Here is a 19,443-nt window from a genome sequence, read left to right as displayed (position 1 = left end):
ATGCATCCCCTCACCCTAACCCTCTCCCGAAGGGAGAGGGAATCTACATTTGTGAGCAATACAGACGTCATGCCACTGGGCGTGCGTCATCAGAGAGAATCCGGGTTATGTTGCAGTTCATCCTCCGACGTCTGGGACTGGTTATCCCGACGTTTATCGGTATCACCCTTCTCACTTTTGCCTTCGTCCATATGATCCCGGGTGACCCGGTAATGATTATGGCGGGCGAGCGTGGTATCTCCCCTGAACGTCATGCGCAACTGCTGGCTGAACTCGGCCTTGATAAGCCGATGTGGCAGCAGTATCTCCACTATATCTGGGGTGTGTTGCACGGCGATTTAGGGATTTCACTGAAAAGCCGTCTTCCGGTGTGGGACGAGTTCGTACCGCGCTTTAAAGCGACGCTGGAACTCGGTATCTGCGCCATGATCTTCGCGACCGCGGTAGGGATCCCCGTTGGCGTACTGGCTGCCGTTAAGCGTGGCTCTATTTTCGACCACACCGCTGTTGGCCTGGCACTGACCGGCTACTCCATGCCTATCTTCTGGTGGGGCATGATGCTGATCATGCTGGTCTCGGTGCAGTGGAACCTGACGCCGGTCTCCGGACGCGTCAGCGATATGGTTTTCCTTGACGACACCAACCCGTTAACCGGCTTTATGCTGATTGATACGGCGATCTGGGGCGAAGAGGGCAACTTCATTGATGCGGTTGCGCACATGATCCTGCCTGCAATGGTGCTGGGCACCATCCCTCTGGCGGTGATCGTGCGTATGACCCGTTCCTCCATGCTGGAAGTGCTGGGCGAGGATTATATTCGTACTGCCCGCGCGAAAGGCCTGACCCGTATGCGCGTCATTATCATTCATGCCCTGCGTAACGCTATGCTGCCGGTGGTAACCGTTATCGGTTTGCAGGTTGGTACGCTGCTGGCGGGGGCGATCCTGACTGAAACCATCTTCTCCTGGCCGGGTCTTGGACGCTGGCTGATTGATGCGCTGCAACGCCGTGACTATCCGGTTGTGCAGGGCGGTGTACTGCTGGTCGCGACGATGATTATCCTCGTCAACCTGCTGGTCGATTTGCTGTACGGCGTGGTGAACCCGCGTATTCGTCATAAGAAGTAAGGGGCCATCATGTCACAAGTTACTCAAAATAAAGTGGTCACCGCACCGGTGCCAATGACGCCGATGCAGGAGTTCTGGCACTACTTCAAGCGCAACAAAGGCGCGGTTGTCGGGCTGGTGTATGTTTCCATCATGATCCTGATTGCGGTGTTTGCGAACGTCCTTGCGCCGTATAACCCGGCTGATCAGTTCCGCGATGCGCTGCTGGCACCCCCCGCATGGCAGGACGGCGGAAGCCTGGCGCACCTGCTGGGCACCGACGACGTGGGCCGCGATGTGCTGTCGCGCCTGATGTACGGCGCACGCCTGTCGCTGCTGGTTGGCTGCCTCGTTGTCGTACTGTCGCTGATCATGGGGATCGTACTCGGCCTGGTGGCAGGCTACTTCGGCGGCATTGTTGATAACATCATCATGCGCGTCGTCGACATTATGCTGGCATTGCCAAGCCTGCTGCTGGCGCTGGTGCTGGTGGCGATCTTTGGTCCGTCGATTGGTAATGCCGCGCTTGCGCTGACGTTTGTTGCGCTACCGCATTACGTGCGTCTGACCCGTGCGGCGGTGCTGGTGGAAGTGAACCGCGACTACGTTACCGCCTCTCGCGTGGCGGGTGCCGGTGCGATGCGTCAGATGTTTATCAATATCTTCCCAAACTGCCTTGCGCCGCTGATTGTTCAGGCGTCGCTCGGTTTCTCTAACGCCATTCTTGATATGGCCGCTCTTGGCTTCCTTGGCATGGGTGCGCAGCCGCCAACACCGGAGTGGGGCACCATGCTCTCCGACGTGTTGCAGTTCGCGCAAAGCGCCTGGTGGGTCGTCACCTTCCCGGGTCTGGCGATTCTGCTGACGGTGCTAGCATTTAACCTGATGGGTGACGGTCTGCGTGATGCACTTGATCCCAAACTGAAGCAGTAAGAGGCACGAGATGGCGTTATTAAATGTAGATAAATTATCCGTGCACTTTGGCGACGAAGGCACACCGTTTCGCGCCGTGGACCGTATCAGCTACAGCGTTAATCAGGGCGAAGTGGTCGGGATTGTAGGAGAGTCGGGCTCCGGTAAGTCAGTGAGTTCGCTGGCGATTATGGGGCTGATTGACTACCCCGGCCGCGTGATGGCGGAAAATCTGGAGTTCAACGGTCAGGATCTGAAGCGCATTTCCGAAAAACAGCGCCGCCAGCTGGTGGGCGCGGAAGTGGCGATGATCTTCCAGGACCCCATGACCAGCCTGAACCCGTGCTACACCGTGGGTTTCCAGATTATGGAAGCCATTAAGGTGCATCAGGGTGGTAACAAGAAAACCCGTCGCCAGCGTGCTATCGATCTGCTGAACCAGGTGGGGATACCTGACCCGGCATCGCGTCTGGACGTTTACCCGCATCAGCTTTCCGGCGGCATGAGCCAGCGCGTGATGATCGCCATGGCGATTGCCTGTCGACCAAAACTGCTGATTGCGGATGAACCAACTACCGCGCTGGACGTGACCATCCAGGCGCAAATCATCGAGCTGCTGCTGGAGTTGCAGCAGAAAGAGAATATGGCGCTGGTGCTGATTACGCACGACCTGGCGCTGGTGGCGGAAGCGGCACACAAAATCATCGTGATGTACGCGGGTCAGGTGGTGGAGACCGGAAGTTCGCACGATATCTTCCGGGCGCCGCGTCACCCGTATACGCAGGCGTTGCTGCGTGCGCTGCCGGAGTTTGCCCAGGACAAAGCGCGTCTGGCGTCGTTGCCGGGCGTGGTTCCGGGTAAATATGACCGTCCGCAGGGCTGCCTGCTGAATCCGCGCTGCCCGTATGCGACGGACAAATGCCGCGCCGAGGAGCCAGAGCTGAATCTGCTGGCCGATGGTCGGCAGTCAAAATGCCACTACCCACTCGATGATGCCGGGAGGCCAACACTATGAGTACGCACGAGGCCACCACGCAACAGCCGCTGTTGCAGGCTATCGACCTGAAAAAACATTACCCGGTGAAGAAGGGGATTTTTGCCCCCGAGCGCCTGGTAAAAGCGCTGGACGGCGTCTCCTTCAGCCTTGAACGCGGTAAAACGCTGGCGGTCGTCGGGGAGTCGGGCTGTGGGAAATCCACGCTGGGCCGTCTGCTGACGATGATCGAAACGCCAACCGGCGGCGAGCTTTACTATCAGGGACAGGATCTGCTCAAGCACGATCCGCAGGCGCAGAAGCTGCGCCGCCAGAAAATCCAGATCGTATTCCAGAACCCGTACGGCTCTCTGAATCCGCGGAAGAAAGTCGGGCAAATTCTGGAAGAGCCGCTGCTGATTAACAGTAATCTGAGCAAAGAGCAGCGTCGTGAAAAAGCGCTGGCGATGATGGCGAAGGTAGGGCTTAAAACCGAGCATTACGATCGCTACCCGCATATGTTCTCTGGCGGTCAGCGTCAGCGAATTGCTATCGCTCGTGGGCTGATGCTTGACCCGGACGTGGTGATTGCCGATGAGCCGGTCTCAGCGCTTGACGTGTCCGTTCGCGCGCAGGTGCTTAACCTGATGATGGATTTACAGCAGGATCTTGGGCTGTCGTACGTCTTCATCTCCCATGACCTGTCCGTGGTTGAGCACATTGCCGATGAGGTGATGGTGATGTATCTGGGACGCTGCGTGGAGAAGGGGACGAAAGATCAGATCTTTACTAACCCGCGTCATCCGTATACCCAGGCACTGCTGTCTGCGACGCCGCGGCTGAACCCGGATGACCGCCGTGAGCGCATTAAGCTGACCGGCGAGTTGCCAAGCCCGCTTAACCCGCCGCCGGGATGTGCGTTCAACGCCCGCTGCCGTCGCCGCTTCGGTCCGTGCACGCAGTTGCAGCCACAGCTGAAGGATTATGGTGGACAGCTGGTGGCCTGCTTCGCGGTCGATCAGGATGAAAACGGCGAAAGGCCGCAGGCATAAAGAAAAAAACCGGCGCTAAGCCGGTTTTTTTACGTCTGAGATCTACTTCCGTAAACGAATCTGGTCGACGGCGTGTTTCTCACTCTTGGTGAGGATCAGGCTTGCGCGTTCGCGCGTCGGCAGGATGTTCTCTTTGAGATTGACGTAGTTGATCTCATTCCACAGCCCGGTCGCCACGCTGATAGCCTCTTCTTCAGAGAGCTGGGCGTAGTTGTGGAAGTAGGAATCCGGGTCGGTGAACGCCCCTTCGCGGAACTTCAGGAAGCGGTTGATATACCAGCGTTGCAGCAGATCTTCCGGCGCATCGACATAAATTGAGAAATCGACAAAGTCAGAGACAAATACATGATGCGGATCGTGAGGGTAATCCATCCCGCTTTGCAGGACGTTTAAGCCTTCCAGAATCAGGATGTCGGGCTGCACAACCGTTTTGTCGCCGTCCGGAATGCGGTCGTAGATCAGATGCGAGTAAACCGGCGCGGTGACGTGAGGTACGCCTGATTTTAAATCAGAGACAAACTTTACCAGGCGGTGCATATCATAAGAGAGCGGGAAGCCCTTCTTTTTCATCAGACCGCGTTCTTTCAACACCTCGTTGGGATGCAGGAAGCCGTCGGTGGTGATCAACTCCACGCTGCGGTGTTCCGGCCAGCGGCTCAGCAGCGCCTGTAGCACGCGCGCGGTGGTACTTTTACCCACTGCCACGCTACCCGCAATACTGATGATATAAGGAATACGTTGACCGTTCGTGCCGAGGAATTGTTCCAGTACGGCCTGACGACGCAAATTGGAGCTGATATAGAAGTTAAGCAAGCGAGAGAGGGGGAGATAGATTTCTGCCACCTCTTCCAGGGAGAGATCTTCGTTTATCCCTTTTAGCCGTGCGATTTCACCTTCCGTCAGTGTCATAGGGACGGAGTCACGCAGGGCTGCCCACTGGCTACGGTTAAACTGAAGATAGGGCGTCATTAACGTTTGCTCTTTTTTGCTCATAAGCATGCTTCTGTGAACCATCACGAAACGGCGGGTGCGGGCTCATCACATAGTTAATTTTGGACAATGGGCAGGAGGTTAACACCAGATGAGAGGAATAATAAGAAAAAATATGGGAAAGCGATGCTTAACCGGGCAGGCATCACCTGGGGCTATAGCGTGCCGAAATCAGGCGTTCATGTTGAATTTTTAACCGTGAGCGGATGAATTTACAGCGGTTAGCCCTGGTTTCGAATAAAATGTGAGCGAAAGAACGTTTTATGCAATTTTTTAGTTGCATGACTGCGCAGGTCTCCATAGAATGCGCGCTACTTGATGCCGACTTAGCTCAGTAGGTAGAGCAACTGACTTGTAATCAGTAGGTCACCAGTTCGATTCCGGTAGTCGGCACCATCAAGTCCGGTGGGGTTCCCGAGCGGCCAAAGGGAGCAGACTGTAAATCTGCCGTCACAGACTTCGAAGGTTCGAATCCTTCCCCCACCACCACTTTCTGGCAGCGTCAACGCCGCCGGAGCTGGTTGGAAAAATTGACCAGCTCGAACAGAAAAGAGAGAAATCTCTTTTTTTGTTACAGAAAGAACTGGGTAGCCGAGTTTCAGGATGCGGGCATCGTATAATGGCTATTACCTCAGCCTTCCAAGCTGATGATGCGGGTTCGATTCCCGCTGCCCGCTCCAATACGTGCTGATATGGCTCAGTTGGTAGAGCGCACCCTTGGTAAGGGTGAGGTCCCCAGTTCGACTCTGGGTATCAGCACCACTTCACTTCTCCCTCCCTTTCTCTCTGTTTCAATGTAAATGTATTCAACAGTTCAGGCATTTTCGCCTGGTTGATGTGGTGATATCACCGATTTATCCGTGTCTTAGAGGGACAATCGATGTCTAAAGAAAAGTTTGAACGTACAAAACCGCACGTTAACGTCGGTACTATCGGCCACGTTGACCATGGTAAAACAACGCTGACCGCTGCAATCACTACCGTACTGGCTAAAACCTACGGCGGTGCTGCTCGTGCTTTCGACCAGATCGATAACGCACCAGAAGAAAAAGCTCGTGGTATCACCATCAACACCTCTCACGTTGAATATGACACCCCGACTCGCCACTACGCACACGTAGACTGCCCAGGCCACGCCGACTATGTTAAAAACATGATCACCGGTGCTGCGCAGATGGACGGCGCGATCCTGGTTGTTGCTGCGACTGACGGCCCTATGCCTCAGACTCGTGAGCACATCCTGCTGGGTCGTCAGGTAGGCGTTCCTTACATCATCGTGTTCCTGAACAAATGCGACATGGTTGATGACGAAGAACTGCTGGAACTGGTAGAGATGGAAGTTCGTGAACTGCTGTCTCAGTACGATTTCCCAGGCGACGACACCCCAATCGTTCGTGGTTCCGCGCTGAAAGCGCTGGAAGGCGACGCAGAGTGGGAAGCGAAAATCATCGAACTGGCTGGCTTCCTGGATTCTTACATCCCAGAACCAGAGCGTGCGATTGACAAGCCATTCCTGCTGCCAATCGAAGACGTATTCTCCATCTCCGGTCGTGGTACCGTTGTTACCGGTCGTGTAGAGCGCGGTATCATCAAAGTTGGCGAAGAAGTTGAAATCGTTGGTATCAAAGAGACTGCGAAGTCTACCTGTACTGGCGTTGAAATGTTCCGCAAACTGCTGGACGAAGGCCGTGCTGGTGAGAACGTTGGTGTTCTGCTGCGTGGTATCAAACGTGAAGAAATCGAACGTGGTCAGGTTCTGGCGAAGCCAGGCTCAATCAAGCCACACACCAAGTTCGAATCTGAAGTGTATATTCTGTCCAAAGACGAAGGCGGCCGTCATACTCCGTTCTTCAAAGGCTACCGTCCACAGTTCTACTTCCGTACAACTGACGTGACCGGTACCATCGAACTGCCAGAAGGCGTAGAGATGGTAATGCCAGGCGACAACATCAAGATGGTTGTGACGCTGATCCACCCAATCGCGATGGACGACGGTCTGCGTTTCGCAATCCGTGAAGGCGGCCGTACCGTTGGCGCGGGCGTTGTTGCTAAAGTTCTCGGCTAATCGCTGATAACATTTGACGCAATGCGCAATAAAAGGGCATCATTTGATGCCCTTTTTGCACGCTTTCACATCAGAACCTGGCTCATCAGTGATTAATTTTGTCATAATCATTGCTGAGACAGGCTCTGCGGAGAGCGTATAATACGAAAAGCGAATAGCATTTCGATTGGTTTGCCTCGCACTCGCGGGGTGAAAATGTTTGTAGAATACTTCTGACAGGTTGGTTTATGAGTGCGAATACCGAAGCTCAAGGGAGCGGGCGCGGCCTGGAAGCGATGAAATGGGTAGTTGTAGCCGTGCTGCTGATTGTGGCGATTGTCGGCAACTATCTTTATCGTGACATGATGCTGCCGCTACGCGCGCTTGCAGTGGTAATTCTGATTGCTGCGGCGGGTGGTGTCGCGCTGTTGACGACGAAAGGCAAAGCGACCGTTGCGTTTGCCCGCGAAGCGCGTACCGAAGTCCGCAAGGTCATTTGGCCGACTCGCCAGGAAACATTGCACACCACGCTGATTGTAGCGGCGGTAACCGCTGTAATGTCACTGATCCTGTGGGGACTGGATGGTATTCTGGTTCGCCTGGTATCCTTTATCACTGGCCTGAGGTTCTGAGATGTCTGAAGCCCCTAAAAAGCGCTGGTACGTCGTTCAGGCGTTTTCCGGTTTTGAAGGCCGCGTAGCTACGTCGCTGCGTGAGCATATCAAATTACACAATATGGAAGAGTTATTTGGCGAAGTTATGGTTCCGACCGAAGAAGTGGTTGAGATCCGTGGCGGCCAACGTCGCAAAAGCGAGCGTAAATTCTTCCCGGGTTACGTGCTGGTTCAGATGGTGATGAACGACGCGAGCTGGCACCTGGTGCGCAGCGTACCACGCGTGATGGGCTTTATCGGCGGCACATCTGACCGTCCGGCGCCAATCAGCGACAAAGAAGTTGATGCGATTATGAACCGCCTCCAGCAGGTTGGTGATAAACCGCGTCCGAAAACGCTGTTTGAACCGGGTGAGATGGTTCGTGTTAACGACGGTCCGTTTGCTGACTTTAATGGCGTCGTCGAAGAAGTGGACTACGAGAAGTCCCGCCTGAAAGTTTCCGTTTCTATCTTTGGTCGTGCGACCCCGGTAGAGCTGGACTTTGCTCAGGTAGAAAAAGCCTAAGCAGCGATCAAAAAAGCGACGATTTAATCGTTGCACAGGGCGCGAGATTGGAATACAATTTCGCGCCTTTTGTTTTTATGGGTCCCGACCCGTAAAACGAATTTTATTCACGGGGAGCCTCTTCGAGGCGTTATTACCCAATCAGAGGATTTTAGAATGGCTAAGAAAGTACAAGCCTACGTCAAGCTGCAGGTTGCAGCAGGTATGGCGAACCCAAGTCCACCAGTTGGTCCAGCGCTGGGTCAGCAGGGTGTGAACATCATGGAATTCTGTAAAGCGTTCAACGCCAAAACTGAATCCATGGAGAAAGGTCTGCCAATCCCAGTTGTAATCACTGTTTACGCTGACCGTTCTTTCACTTTCGTTACCAAAACCCCTCCAGCAGCAGTTCTGCTGAAGAAAGCAGCGGGCATCAAGTCTGGTTCCGGTAAGCCGAACAAAGACAAAGTGGGTAAAATTTCCCGCGCTCAGTTGCAGGAAATCGCGCAGACCAAAGCTGCCGACATGACTGGTTCCGACATTGAAGCGATGACTCGCTCCATCGAAGGTACTGCACGTTCCATGGGCCTGGTAGTGGAGGACTAAGAAATGGCTAAACTGACCAAGCGCATGTCCGTGATCCGTGACAAAGTTGATGCGACCAAACAGTACGACATCAACGAAGCTATCGCTCTGCTGAAAGAACTGGCAACTGCTAAGTTCGTTGAAAGCGTTGACGTTGCCGTTAACCTGGGCATCGACGCTCGTAAATCCGATCAGAACGTTCGTGGCGCAACTGTACTGCCACACGGTACTGGCCGTTCCGTACGCGTAGCTGTATTTGCTCAGGGTGCAAACGCTGCAGCTGCTAAAGCTGCCGGCGCTGAACTGGTAGGTATGGAAGATCTGGCTGATCAGATCAAGAAAGGCGAAATGAACTTTGACGTTGTTATTGCTTCTCCAGATGCAATGCGCGTTGTTGGCCAGCTGGGCCAGGTTCTGGGTCCACGCGGCCTGATGCCAAACCCGAAAGTGGGTACTGTAACCCCTAACGTTGCTGAAGCGGTTAAGAACGCTAAAGCAGGTCAGGTTCGTTACCGTAACGACAAAAACGGCATCATCCACACCACCATCGGTAAAGTGGACTTTGACGCTGACAAACTGAAAGAAAACCTGGAAGCTCTGCTGGTTGCGCTGAAAAAAGCAAAACCAACTCAGGCGAAAGGCGTGTACATCAAGAAAGTTAGCATCTCCACCACCATGGGTGCAGGTGTTGCAGTTGACCAGGCTGGCCTGAGCGCTGCTGCAAACTAATGCCTTTACGTGGGCGGTGATTTTGTCTACAATCTTACCCCCACGTTTGCTAACAAAAGTTAGCGGCTAAAAGAATTGTTCGTTGGAGCCTGGCCTATCCAGGCCTCCGTCGAAGACCGCAGGTGTTTCGCAAGAAACTTAATCCCCTGCGTAGACGGTGACAGAACGCTAAGATTATTTTAAATACTCTGGCTTGTTTCTGCTCACCGTATTAAGACGCTCTTCCCGTTGGGTCGAGTGAAGTGAGTTCCGGAACATGAGTTCCGGCAAACATCCAGGAGCAAAGCTAATGGCTTTAAATCTTCAAGACAAACAAGCGATTGTTGCTGAAGTCAGCGAAGTAGCCAAAGGCGCGCTGTCTGCAGTAGTTGCGGATTCCCGTGGCGTTACTGTAGACAAAATGACTGAACTGCGTAAAGCAGGTCGTGAAGCTGGCGTATACATGCGTGTTGTTCGTAACACCCTGCTGCGTCGCGTAGTTGAAGGTACTCAGTTCGAGTGCCTGAAAGACACGTTTGTTGGTCCGACCCTGATTGCATACTCTATGGAACACCCGGGCGCTGCTGCTCGTCTGTTCAAAGAGTTCGCGAAAGCGAATGCAAAATTTGAGGTCAAAGCTGCAGCCTTTGAAGGTGAGTTGATCCCGGCATCGCAAATCGATCGCCTGGCAACCCTGCCGACCTACGAAGAAGCAATTGCACGCCTGATGGCAACCATGAAAGAAGCTGCGGCTGGCAAACTGGTTCGCACTCTGGCTGCTGTACGCGATGCGAAAGAAGCTGCTTAATCGCAGTTATCTTTATAAAGCATTTGCTTACGTATAAACTTATTCTGATTTTCAGGAACAATTTAAATGTCTATCACTAAAGATCAAATCATTGAAGCAGTAGCAGCTATGTCCGTAATGGACGTTGTAGAGCTGGTTTCTGCAATGGAAGAAAAATTCGGTGTTTCTGCTGCTGCTGCTGTAGCTGTAGCTGCGGGCCCGGCTGAAGCTGCTGAAGAAAAAACTGAATTCGACGTAATTCTGAAAGCTGCTGGCGCGAACAAAGTTGCTGTAATCAAAGCAGTACGTGGCGCAACTGGCCTGGGTCTGAAAGAAGCTAAAGACCTGGTAGAATCTGCTCCAGCTGCGCTGAAAGAAGGCGTGAGCAAAGACGACGCAGAAGCACTGAAAAAATCTCTGGAAGAAGCTGGCGCTGAAGTTGAAGTTAAATAAGCCAACTTTTCTGGTTGCAGCCTAAGCAATTAGGCTGATGGCTGGTGACTTTTTAGTCACCAGCCTTTTTGCGCTGTAAGGCATCAGCAGCATTTCACACTGTTTGACTGCTGGTTGTCCTGACAATGCTTGTTTCTATCGACGACTTAATATACTGCGACAGGGTGCTCGCTCTGTGTAAATCGCAATGAAATGGTTTAAGCGTGATAGCAACAGGTATTGCGGAAAGTATTCAATTTTCCGGTCCACAAAATGGTGTTGCACAAACTGTCCCTTCGTCGGACAGATGGGTCGACTTGTCAGCGAGCTGAGGAACCCTATGGTTTACTCCTATACCGAGAAAAAACGTATTCGTAAGGATTTTGGTAAACGTCCACAAGTTCTGGACATTCCATATCTCCTTTCTATCCAGCTTGACTCGTTCCAGAAGTTTATCGAGCAAGATCCTGAAGGGCAGTACGGCCTGGAAGCAGCCTTCCGTTCCGTGTTCCCGATTCAGAGCTACAGCGGTAATTCCGAGCTGCAGTACGTCAGCTACCGCCTTGGCGAACCGGTGTTTGACGTTCAGGAATGTCAGATCCGTGGCGTGACCTATTCCGCACCGCTGCGCGTAAAACTGCGTCTGGTGATCTACGAGCGCGAAGCGCCGGAAGGCACCGTAAAAGACATTAAAGAACAAGAAGTCTACATGGGTGAAATTCCACTCATGACGGACAACGGTACTTTCGTTATCAACGGTACTGAGCGTGTTATCGTTTCCCAGCTGCACCGTAGCCCGGGCGTCTTCTTCGACAGCGATAAAGGTAAAACGCACTCTTCCGGTAAAGTACTGTATAACGCACGCATCATTCCTTACCGTGGTTCATGGCTGGACTTCGAATTCGATCCAAAAGACAACCTGTTTGTCCGTATCGACCGTCGTCGTAAGCTGCCTGCAACCATCATTCTGCGTGCACTGAACTATACCACTGAGCAGATCCTGGACTTGTTCTTTGAGAAAGTGATCTTTGAAATCCGCGACAACAAGTTGCAGATGGAGTTGGTGCCGGAACGTCTGCGTGGTGAGACCGCGTCGTTCGACATCGAAGCCGACGGCAAAGTGTATGTGGAAAAAGGTCGCCGTATCACCGCGCGCCACATCCGCCAGCTGGAAAAAGATGATATCAAACACATCGAAGTTCCGGTTGAATACATTGCAGGAAAAGTAGCCGCGAAAGATTACGTTGATGAATCAACTGGCGAGCTGATCTGCCCGGCGAACATGGAGCTGAGCCTGGATCTGCTGGCTAAGCTGAGCCAGGCTGGCCACAAACGTATCGAAACGCTGTTCACCAACGATCTGGACCACGGTCCGTACATCTCTGAGACTGTACGTGTCGACCCAACCAACGATCGTCTGAGCGCGCTGGTCGAAATCTACCGCATGATGCGTCCTGGTGAGCCACCAACTCGCGAAGCGGCTGAAAGCCTGTTCGAGAACCTGTTCTTCTCCGAAGACCGCTACGATCTGTCCGCGGTTGGTCGTATGAAGTTCAACCGTTCTCTGCTGCGCGACGAAATCGAAGGTTCCGGTATCCTGAGCAAAGACGACATCATTGAAGTGATGAAGAAGCTCATCGATATCCGTAACGGTAAAGGCGAAGTGGACGATATCGACCACCTCGGCAACCGTCGTATCCGTTCCGTAGGCGAAATGGCGGAAAACCAGTTCCGCGTTGGCCTGGTACGTGTAGAGCGTGCGGTGAAAGAGCGTCTGTCTCTGGGCGATCTGGATACCCTGATGCCTCAGGATATGATCAACGCCAAGCCGATTTCTGCGGCAGTGAAAGAGTTCTTCGGTTCGAGCCAGCTGTCTCAGTTCATGGACCAGAACAACCCGCTGTCTGAGATCACGCACAAACGTCGTATCTCCGCACTCGGCCCAGGTGGTCTCACCCGTGAACGCGCAGGCTTTGAAGTTCGAGACGTACACCCGACTCACTACGGTCGCGTATGTCCAATCGAAACGCCTGAAGGTCCAAACATCGGTCTGATCAACTCCCTGTCCGTGTACGCACAGACGAACGAATACGGTTTCCTCGAGACCCCGTATCGTAAAGTGACCGACGGTGTTGTTACTGACGAAATTCATTACCTGTCTGCTATCGAAGAAGGCAACTACGTTATCGCTCAGGCGAACTCCAACCTGGATGACGAAGGCCACTTTGTAGAAGATCTGGTTACCTGCCGTAGCAAAGGCGAATCCAGCTTGTTCAGCCGCGACCAGGTTGACTACATGGACGTATCCACCCAGCAGGTGGTATCCGTCGGTGCGTCCCTGATCCCGTTCCTGGAACACGATGACGCCAACCGTGCATTAATGGGTGCGAACATGCAACGTCAGGCCGTTCCAACTCTGCGTGCTGATAAGCCGCTGGTTGGTACCGGTATGGAACGTGCTGTTGCCGTTGACTCCGGTGTTACCGCAGTTGCTAAGCGTGGCGGTACCGTACAGTACGTTGACGCATCCCGTATCGTTATCAAAGTTAACGAAGACGAGATGTATCCGGGCGAAGCGGGTATCGACATCTATAACCTGACCAAATACACCCGTTCTAACCAGAACACCTGTATCAACCAGATGCCATGTGTGTCTCTGGGTGAGCCAGTTGAGCGCGGCGACGTGCTGGCAGACGGTCCGTCCACCGACCTCGGTGAACTGGCGCTCGGTCAGAACATGCGCGTAGCGTTCATGCCGTGGAACGGTTACAACTTCGAAGACTCCATCCTCGTCTCCGAGCGTGTGGTTCAGGAAGATCGTTTCACCACCATCCACATTCAGGAACTGGCCTGTGTGTCCCGTGACACCAAGCTGGGGCCAGAAGAGATCACTGCCGACATCCCTAACGTGGGTGAAGCTGCGCTCTCTAAACTGGATGAATCCGGTATTGTTTACATCGGTGCGGAAGTGACCGGCGGCGACATTCTGGTTGGTAAGGTCACGCCGAAAGGCGAAACCCAGCTGACGCCAGAAGAGAAACTGCTGCGTGCAATCTTCGGTGAGAAAGCCTCTGACGTTAAAGACTCTTCTCTGCGCGTACCAAACGGTGTTTCCGGTACGGTTATCGACGTTCAGGTCTTCACTCGTGATGGCGTTGAGAAAGATAAGCGTGCGCTGGAAATCGAAGAGATGCAGCTCAAACAGGCTAAGAAAGACCTGTCTGAAGAACTGCAAATCCTCGAAGCAGGTCTGTTCAGCCGTATCTATGCGGTGCTGGTTGCCGGTGGCGTTGAAGCTGAGAAGCTCGACAAACTGCCACGCGATCGCTGGCTGGAACTGGGCCTGACCGACGAAGAGAAACAGAATCAGCTGGAACAGCTGGCTGAGCAGTATGACGAACTGAAACACGAGTTCGAGAAAAAACTCGAAGCGAAACGCCGCAAAATCACTCAGGGCGACGATCTGGCACCAGGCGTGCTGAAGATTGTTAAGGTGTATCTGGCTGTTAAACGTCAGATCCAGCCTGGTGATAAGATGGCAGGTCGTCACGGTAACAAGGGTGTTATCTCTAAGATCAACCCGATCGAAGATATGCCGCACGATGCTAACGGTACGCCGGTAGATATCGTACTGAACCCACTGGGCGTACCGTCTCGTATGAACATCGGTCAGATTCTGGAAACTCACCTGGGTATGGCTGCGAAAGGTATCGGCGATAAGATCAACGCCATGCTGAAACAGCAGCAGGAAGTCGCGAAACTGCGCGAGTTCATCCAGCGTGCCTACGATCTGGGTACCGACGTTCGTCAGAAAGTCGACCTGAACACCTTTAGCGATGAAGAAGTGCTGCGTCTGGCAGAGAACCTGCGCAAAGGTATGCCGATTGCAACGCCGGTATTCGACGGTGCAAAAGAAGCTGAAATTAAAGAGCTGCTGCAACTGGGTGGTCTGCCAACGTCTGGTCAGATTACGCTGTTTGACGGCCGTACCGGTGAACAGTTCGAGCGTCCGGTAACCGTAGGTTACATGTACATGCTGAAACTGAACCACTTGGTCGACGACAAGATGCACGCTCGTTCTACCGGTTCTTACAGCCTGGTTACTCAGCAGCCGCTGGGTGGTAAGGCTCAGTTCGGTGGTCAGCGCTTCGGGGAGATGGAAGTGTGGGCGCTGGAAGCATACGGCGCAGCATACACCTTGCAGGAAATGCTCACCGTTAAGTCTGATGACGTGAACGGTCGTACTAAGATGTATAAGAACATCGTAGACGGCAACCATCAGATGGAACCGGGCATGCCAGAATCCTTCAACGTACTGTTGAAAGAGATTCGTTCGCTGGGTATCAACATCGAACTGGAAGACGAGTAATTCTCGCTCAAACAGGTCACTGCTGTCGGGTTAACGCCCGACAGCAGAGTGTGCTAACTCCGACGGGAGCAAATCCGTGAAAGACTTATTAAAGTTTCTGAAAGCGCAAACTAAAACCGAAGAGTTTGATGCGATCAAAATTGCTCTGGCTTCGCCAGACATGATCCGTTCATGGTCTTTCGGTGAAGTTAAAAAGCCGGAAACCATTAACTACCGTACGTTCAAACCTGAGCGTGACGGCCTTTTCTGTGCGCGTATTTTCGGGCCAGTAAAAGATTACGAGTGCTTGTGCGGTAAGTACAAGCGCCTGAAACACCGTGGTGTGATCTGTGAGAAGTGCGGCGTTGAAGTGACCCAGACCAAAGTACGCCGTGAGCGTATGGGCCACATCGAGCTGGCGTCTCCGACCGCTCACATCTGGTTCCTGAAATCTCTGCCGTCCCGTATCGGTCTGCTGCTGGATATGCCGCTGCGCGATATCGAACGTGTTCTGTACTTCGAATCTTATGTGGTTATCGAAGGCGGGATGACCAATCTGGAACGTAACCAGATCCTGACCGAAGAACAGTATCTGGACGCGCTGGAAGAGTTCGGTGACGAATTCGACGCGAAGATGGGTGCGGAAGCTATCCAGGCCCTGCTGAAGAGCATGGATCTGGAGCAAGAGTGTGAAACTCTGCGTGAAGAGCTGAACGAAACCAACTCCGAAACCAAGCGTAAAAAGCTGACCAAGCGTATCAAACTGCTGGAAGCGTTCGTTCAGTCTGGTAACAAACCAGAGTGGATGATCCTGACCGTTCTGCCGGTTCTGCCGCCAGATCTGCGTCCGCTGGTTCCGCTGGATGGTGGTCGTTTCGCAACGTCGGATCTGAACGATCTGTACCGTCGCGTGATCAACCGTAACAACCGTCTGAAACGTCTGCTGGATCTGGCTGCGCCGGACATCATCGTACGCAACGAAAAACGTATGCTTCAGGAAGCAGTCGATGCCCTGTTGGATAACGGTCGTCGTGGTCGTGCGATCACCGGTTCTAACAAACGTCCTCTGAAATCTTTGGCCGACATGATCAAAGGTAAGCAGGGTCGTTTCCGTCAGAACCTGCTCGGTAAGCGTGTTGACTACTCCGGTCGTTCTGTAATCACCGTAGGTCCATACCTGCGTCTGCATCAGTGCGGTCTGCCGAAGAAAATGGCACTGGAGCTGTTCAAACCGTTCATCTACGGCAAGCTGGAGCTGCGTGGCCTGGCCACCACCATCAAAGCCGCGAAGAAAATGGTTGAGCGTGAAGAAGCTGTCGTTTGGGATATCCTGGACGAAGTGATCCGCGAACACCCGGTACTGCTGAACCGTGCACCAACCCTGCACCGTCTGGGTATCCAGGCATTTGAGCCGGTACTGATCGAAGGTAAAGCGATCCAGCTGCACCCGCTGGTTTGTGCGGCCTATAACGCCGACTTCGATGGTGACCAGATGGCTGTTCACGTACCGCTGACGCTGGAAGCCCAGCTCGAAGCGCGTGCGCTGATGATGTCTACCAACAACATCCTGTCTCCAGCGAACGGTGAACCTATCATCGTTCCTTCTCAGGACGTTGTACTGGGTCTGTACTACATGACCCGTGACTGTGTTAACGCCAAAGGCGAAGGCATGGTGCTGACTGGCCCGAAAGAAGCTGAGCGTATTTATCGCGCTGGCCTGGCCTCTCTGCATGCGCGCGTTAAAGTGCGTATCACCGAATACGAAAAAGATGAAAACGGCGAATTCGTTGCGCACACCAGCCTGAAAGACACGACCGTTGGCCGTGCCATTCTGTGGATGATCGTACCGAAAGGTCTGCCTTTCTCCATCGTCAACCAGGCGCTGGGCAAGAAAGCGATCTCCAAAATGCTGAACACCTGTTACCGCATTCTGGGTCTGAAGCCGACCGTTATCTTCGCTGACCAGACAATGTACACCGGCTTTGCTTATGCAGCGCGTTCAGGTGCATCTGTTGGTATCGATGACATGGTCATCCCAGAGAAGAAACACGAGATCATCTCTGAAGCGGAAGCTGAAGTTGCTGAGATCCAGGAGCAGTTCCAGTCTGGTCTGGTAACCGCAGGCGAACGTTACAACAAAGTTATCGATATCTGGGCTGCGGCGAACGATCGTGTATCCAAAGCGATGATGGATAACCTGCAAACCGAAACCGTGATTAACCGTGACGGCGTAGAAGAGCAACAGGTCTCCTTCAACAGCATCTACATGATGGCCGACTCCGGTGCGCGTGGTTCTGCGGCACAGATTCGTCAGCTGGCAGGTATGCGTGGTCTGATGGCGAAGCCAGATGGCTCCATCATCGAAACGCCAATCACCGCGAACTTCCGTGAAGGTCTGAACGTACTCCAGTACTTCATCTCCACGCACGGTGCGCGTAAAGGTCTGGCGGATACCGCACTGAAAACGGCGAACTCCGGTTATCTGACGCGTCGTCTGGTTGACGTTGCGCAGGATCTGGTCGTCACCGAAGACGATTGTGGCACCCTCGAAGGTATCACCATGACCCCGGTTATCGAGGGTGGTGATGTTAAAGAGCCGCTGCGCGATCGCGTACTGGGTCGTGTGACCGCGGAAGACATTCTGAAGCCGGGCACCGCAGACATTCTGGTTCCACGCAACACCCTGCTGCACGAACAGTGGTGTGACCTGCTGGAAGCGAACTCTGTTGACTCCGTGAAAGTGCGTTCCGTTGTATCCTGTGACACCGACTTTGGTGTGTGTGCGCACTGCTACGGTCGTGACCTGGCGCGTGGCCACATCATCAACAAAGGTGAGGCTATCGGCGTTATCGCGGCACAGTCCATCGGTGAGCCGGGTACACAGCTGACGATGCGTACGTTCCACATCGGTGGTGCGGCATCTCGTGCGGCTGCTGAATCCAGCATCCAGGTGAAAAACAAAGGTAGCATCAAGCTCAGCAACGCGAAGTCGGTTGTGAACTCCAGCGGTAAACTGGTTATCACTTCCCGTAACACCGAGCTGAAGCTGATCGACGAATTCGGTCGTACCAAAGAGAGCTATAAAGTGCCTTACGGTGCGGTTATGGCGAAAGGTGATGGCGAGCAGGTTGCCGGCGGTGAAACCGTTGCAAACTGGGATCCACACACCATGCCGGTAATCACCGAAGTAAGTGGTTTCATCCGCTTCACTGACATGATCGACGGCCAGACCATTACTCGTCAGACCGACGAGCTGACCGGTCTGTCTTCTCTGGTGGTTCTGGATTCTGCTGAACGTACTACCGGCGGTAAAGATCTGCGTCCTGCACTGAAAATCGTTGATGCTCAGGGTAATGACGTTCTGATCCCAGGTACCGATATGCCTGCGCAGTACTTCCTGCCGGGTAAAGCGATTGTGCAGCTGGAAGATGGCGTACAGATCAGCTCTGGTGACACCCTGGCGCGTATTCCTCAGGAATCCGGCGGTACCAAGGACATCACCGGTGGTCTGCCACGCGTTGCGGACCTGTTCGAAGCACGTCGTCCGAAAGAGCCTGCGATTCTGGCTGAAATCAGCGGTATCATCTCCTTTGGTAAAGAGACCAAAGGTAAGCGCCGTCTGGTTATCACGCCAGTAGATGGCAGCGAGCCGTACGAAGAGATGATTCCTAAGTGGCGTCAGCTCAACGTGTTCGAAGGTGAACGCGTAGAACGTGGTGACGTGGTTTCCGATGGTCCAGAAGCGCCGCACGACATCCTGCGTCTGCGTGGTGTGCATGCTGTTACCCGTTACATTGTTAACGAAGTACAGGACGTATACCGTCTGCAAGGCGTTAAGATTAACGATAAGCACATCGAAGTTATCGTTCGTCAGATGCTGCGTAAAGCAACCATCGAAAACGCGGGCAGCTCCGACTTCCTGGAAGGCGAGCAGGTTGAATACTCACGCGTTAAGATCGCTAACCGCGATCTGGAAGCGAACGGCAAAATCGGTGCGACCTTCTCGCGCGATCTGCTGGGTATCACCAAAGCGTCTCTGGCAACCGAGTCCTTCATCTCTGCTGCATCGTTCCAGGAAACCACGCGTGTCCTGACCGAAGCGGCTGTTGCAGGTAAACGTGATGAACTGCGCGGTCTGAAAGAGAACGTTATCGTGGGTCGTCTGATCCCGGCCGGTACCGGTTATGCGTACCACCAGGATCGTATGCGTCGTCGCGCAGCGGGCGAACTGCCAGCTGCACCGCAGGTGACTGCCGAAGATGCATCCGCGAGCCTTGCAGAACTGCTGAACGCAGGTCTGGGCGGTTCCGACAACGAGTAATCGTTGATGCCGTAAATAAAAAACCCG

At 53.5% G+C, this 19,443-nt stretch carries 14 protein-coding genes and 4 tRNA genes; 17 read left to right on the top strand and 1 reads right to left on the bottom strand.

What is annotated here, in order from left to right:
- Positions 1 to 107 precede the first annotated feature (107 nt).
- From dppB to dppF, 4 genes are read left to right on the top strand one after another with little or no spacing between them, the layout of a single operon-like run.
- On the top strand, positions 108 to 1,127 hold the full coding sequence (dppB, locus tag RHN82_RS08190) for a dipeptide ABC transporter permease DppB (protein ID WP_006810536.1): 1,020 nt from the start codon (positions 108 to 110) through the stop codon (positions 1,125 to 1,127).
- A 9-nt stretch (positions 1,128 to 1,136) separates the two neighbouring features.
- Entirely contained in the window at positions 1,137 to 2,039 is a 903-nt protein-coding gene (gene dppC, locus RHN82_RS08185; RefSeq protein WP_003862349.1) for a dipeptide ABC transporter permease DppC, read from the top strand.
- Between the two features lie 10 nt (positions 2,040 to 2,049).
- The gene (dppD, locus tag RHN82_RS08180) at positions 2,050 to 3,033 is read left to right on the top strand and encodes a dipeptide ABC transporter ATP-binding protein (protein WP_045333501.1); all 984 of its coding nucleotides are present in this window, start codon (positions 2,050 to 2,052) and stop codon (positions 3,031 to 3,033) included.
- Positions 3,030 to 4,043 carry a dipeptide ABC transporter ATP-binding subunit DppF gene (gene dppF, locus RHN82_RS08175; RefSeq protein ID WP_047052714.1) on the top strand — a complete coding sequence of 338 codons (1,014 nt, stop codon included), beginning with the start codon at positions 3,030 to 3,032 and terminating at the stop codon, positions 4,041 to 4,043. The genes dppD and dppF overlap by 4 nt, the downstream gene beginning before the upstream one ends.
- Positions 4,044 to 4,085: 42 nt before the next feature.
- Here the strand turns inward: dppF and coaA are convergent, their stop codons facing one another.
- The gene (gene coaA / locus RHN82_RS08170; protein ID WP_015569977.1) at positions 4,086 to 5,036 is read right to left on the bottom strand and encodes a type I pantothenate kinase; all 951 of its coding nucleotides are present in this window, start codon (positions 5,034 to 5,036) and stop codon (positions 4,086 to 4,088) included.
- A 317-nt stretch (positions 5,037 to 5,353) separates the two neighbouring features.
- Between coaA and RHN82_RS08165 the strand changes: the two genes are divergently transcribed.
- The 13 genes from RHN82_RS08165 to rpoC all read left to right on the top strand — a co-directional run bounded on the left by RHN82_RS08165 (position 5,354) and on the right by rpoC (position 19,416).
- A tRNA-Thr gene (locus RHN82_RS08165) sits at positions 5,354 to 5,429 on the top strand.
- An 8-nt stretch (positions 5,430 to 5,437) separates the two neighbouring features.
- A tRNA-Tyr gene (locus RHN82_RS08160) sits at positions 5,438 to 5,522 on the top strand.
- 116 nt (positions 5,523 to 5,638) lie between these two features.
- A tRNA-Gly gene (locus RHN82_RS08155) sits at positions 5,639 to 5,713 on the top strand.
- Between the two features lie 6 nt (positions 5,714 to 5,719).
- A tRNA-Thr gene (locus tag RHN82_RS08150) sits at positions 5,720 to 5,795 on the top strand.
- Between the two features lie 118 nt (positions 5,796 to 5,913).
- Positions 5,914 to 7,098: an elongation factor Tu gene (tuf, locus tag RHN82_RS08145; protein WP_023323999.1), complete on the top strand. Its 1,185-nt coding sequence runs from the start codon at positions 5,914 to 5,916 to the stop codon at positions 7,096 to 7,098.
- A gap of 227 nt (positions 7,099 to 7,325) precedes the next feature.
- Positions 7,326 to 7,709 (top strand): preprotein translocase subunit SecE, encoded by a 384-nt coding sequence (secE, locus tag RHN82_RS08140; protein WP_003862342.1) that lies wholly within the window; start codon positions 7,326 to 7,328, stop codon positions 7,707 to 7,709.
- A gap of 1 nt (position 7,710) precedes the next feature.
- Entirely contained in the window at positions 7,711 to 8,256 is a 546-nt protein-coding gene (gene nusG / locus RHN82_RS08135) for a transcription termination/antitermination protein NusG (RefSeq protein WP_003862341.1), read from the top strand.
- A gap of 156 nt (positions 8,257 to 8,412) precedes the next feature.
- Complete coding sequence (gene rplK, locus RHN82_RS08130; RefSeq protein WP_003862340.1) at positions 8,413 to 8,841, top strand: 50S ribosomal protein L11; 429 nt, start codon at positions 8,413 to 8,415, stop codon at positions 8,839 to 8,841.
- Positions 8,842 to 8,844: 3 nt separating this feature from the next.
- Positions 8,845 to 9,549 carry a 50S ribosomal protein L1 gene (gene rplA / locus RHN82_RS08125; RefSeq protein WP_047052413.1) on the top strand — a complete coding sequence of 235 codons (705 nt, stop codon included), beginning with the start codon at positions 8,845 to 8,847 and terminating at the stop codon, positions 9,547 to 9,549.
- Between the two features lie 289 nt (positions 9,550 to 9,838).
- A complete protein-coding gene (rplJ, locus tag RHN82_RS08120; RefSeq protein WP_003862338.1) occupies positions 9,839 to 10,336 on the top strand; it encodes a 50S ribosomal protein L10 in 498 nt (165 codons plus the stop codon).
- A 66-nt stretch (positions 10,337 to 10,402) separates the two neighbouring features.
- On the top strand, positions 10,403 to 10,768 hold the full coding sequence (gene rplL / locus RHN82_RS08115; protein WP_002445276.1) for a 50S ribosomal protein L7/L12: 366 nt from the start codon (positions 10,403 to 10,405) through the stop codon (positions 10,766 to 10,768).
- 319 nt (positions 10,769 to 11,087) lie between these two features.
- Positions 11,088 to 15,116 carry a DNA-directed RNA polymerase subunit beta gene (gene rpoB / locus RHN82_RS08110; RefSeq protein ID WP_008503453.1) on the top strand — a complete coding sequence of 1,343 codons (4,029 nt, stop codon included), beginning with the start codon at positions 11,088 to 11,090 and terminating at the stop codon, positions 15,114 to 15,116.
- A 76-nt stretch (positions 15,117 to 15,192) separates the two neighbouring features.
- Positions 15,193 to 19,416, top strand: coding sequence for a DNA-directed RNA polymerase subunit beta' (gene rpoC, locus RHN82_RS08105; RefSeq protein ID WP_022650200.1), 4,224 nt, complete (start codon positions 15,193 to 15,195; stop codon positions 19,414 to 19,416).
- Positions 19,417 to 19,443: the final 27 nt, after the last annotated feature.

Source organism: Enterobacter cloacae complex sp. EB5 (genome assembly GCF_031432835.1).
In the GTDB taxonomy this organism is placed as follows: domain Bacteria; phylum Pseudomonadota; class Gammaproteobacteria; order Enterobacterales; family Enterobacteriaceae; genus Enterobacter; species Enterobacter hormaechei_C.
The sequence above is the reverse complement of the archived record's forward strand: the minus strand, read 5'-3'. Positions and strand labels throughout refer to the sequence as shown.

What these genes read in the sequence shown, in the direction of transcription:
- tuf (WP_023323999.1), top strand. Translation starts at nt 5,914, where the DNA reads ATGTCTAAAGAAAAGTTTGAACGTACAAAACCGCACGTTAACGTCGGT.
- rplL (WP_002445276.1), top strand. Translation starts at nt 10,403, where the DNA reads ATGTCTATCACTAAAGATCAAATCATTGAAGCAGTAGCAGCTATGTCC.
- dppB (WP_006810536.1), top strand. Translation starts at nt 108, where the DNA reads ATGTTGCAGTTCATCCTCCGACGTCTGGGACTGGTTATCCCGACGTTT.
- secE (WP_003862342.1), top strand. Translation starts at nt 7,326, where the DNA reads ATGAGTGCGAATACCGAAGCTCAAGGGAGCGGGCGCGGCCTGGAAGCG.
- dppF (WP_047052714.1), top strand. Translation starts at nt 3,030, where the DNA reads ATGAGTACGCACGAGGCCACCACGCAACAGCCGCTGTTGCAGGCTATC.
- rplA (WP_047052413.1), top strand. Translation starts at nt 8,845, where the DNA reads ATGGCTAAACTGACCAAGCGCATGTCCGTGATCCGTGACAAAGTTGAT.
- rplK (WP_003862340.1), top strand. Translation starts at nt 8,413, where the DNA reads ATGGCTAAGAAAGTACAAGCCTACGTCAAGCTGCAGGTTGCAGCAGGT.
- dppD (WP_045333501.1), top strand. Translation starts at nt 2,050, where the DNA reads ATGGCGTTATTAAATGTAGATAAATTATCCGTGCACTTTGGCGACGAA.
- nusG (WP_003862341.1), top strand. Translation starts at nt 7,711, where the DNA reads ATGTCTGAAGCCCCTAAAAAGCGCTGGTACGTCGTTCAGGCGTTTTCC.
- dppC (WP_003862349.1), top strand. Translation starts at nt 1,137, where the DNA reads ATGTCACAAGTTACTCAAAATAAAGTGGTCACCGCACCGGTGCCAATG.
- coaA (WP_015569977.1), bottom strand. Translation starts at nt 5,036, where the DNA reads ATGAGCAAAAAAGAGCAAACGTTAATGACGCCCTATCTTCAGTTTAAC.
- rpoB (WP_008503453.1), top strand. Translation starts at nt 11,088, where the DNA reads ATGGTTTACTCCTATACCGAGAAAAAACGTATTCGTAAGGATTTTGGT.
- rplJ (WP_003862338.1), top strand. Translation starts at nt 9,839, where the DNA reads ATGGCTTTAAATCTTCAAGACAAACAAGCGATTGTTGCTGAAGTCAGC.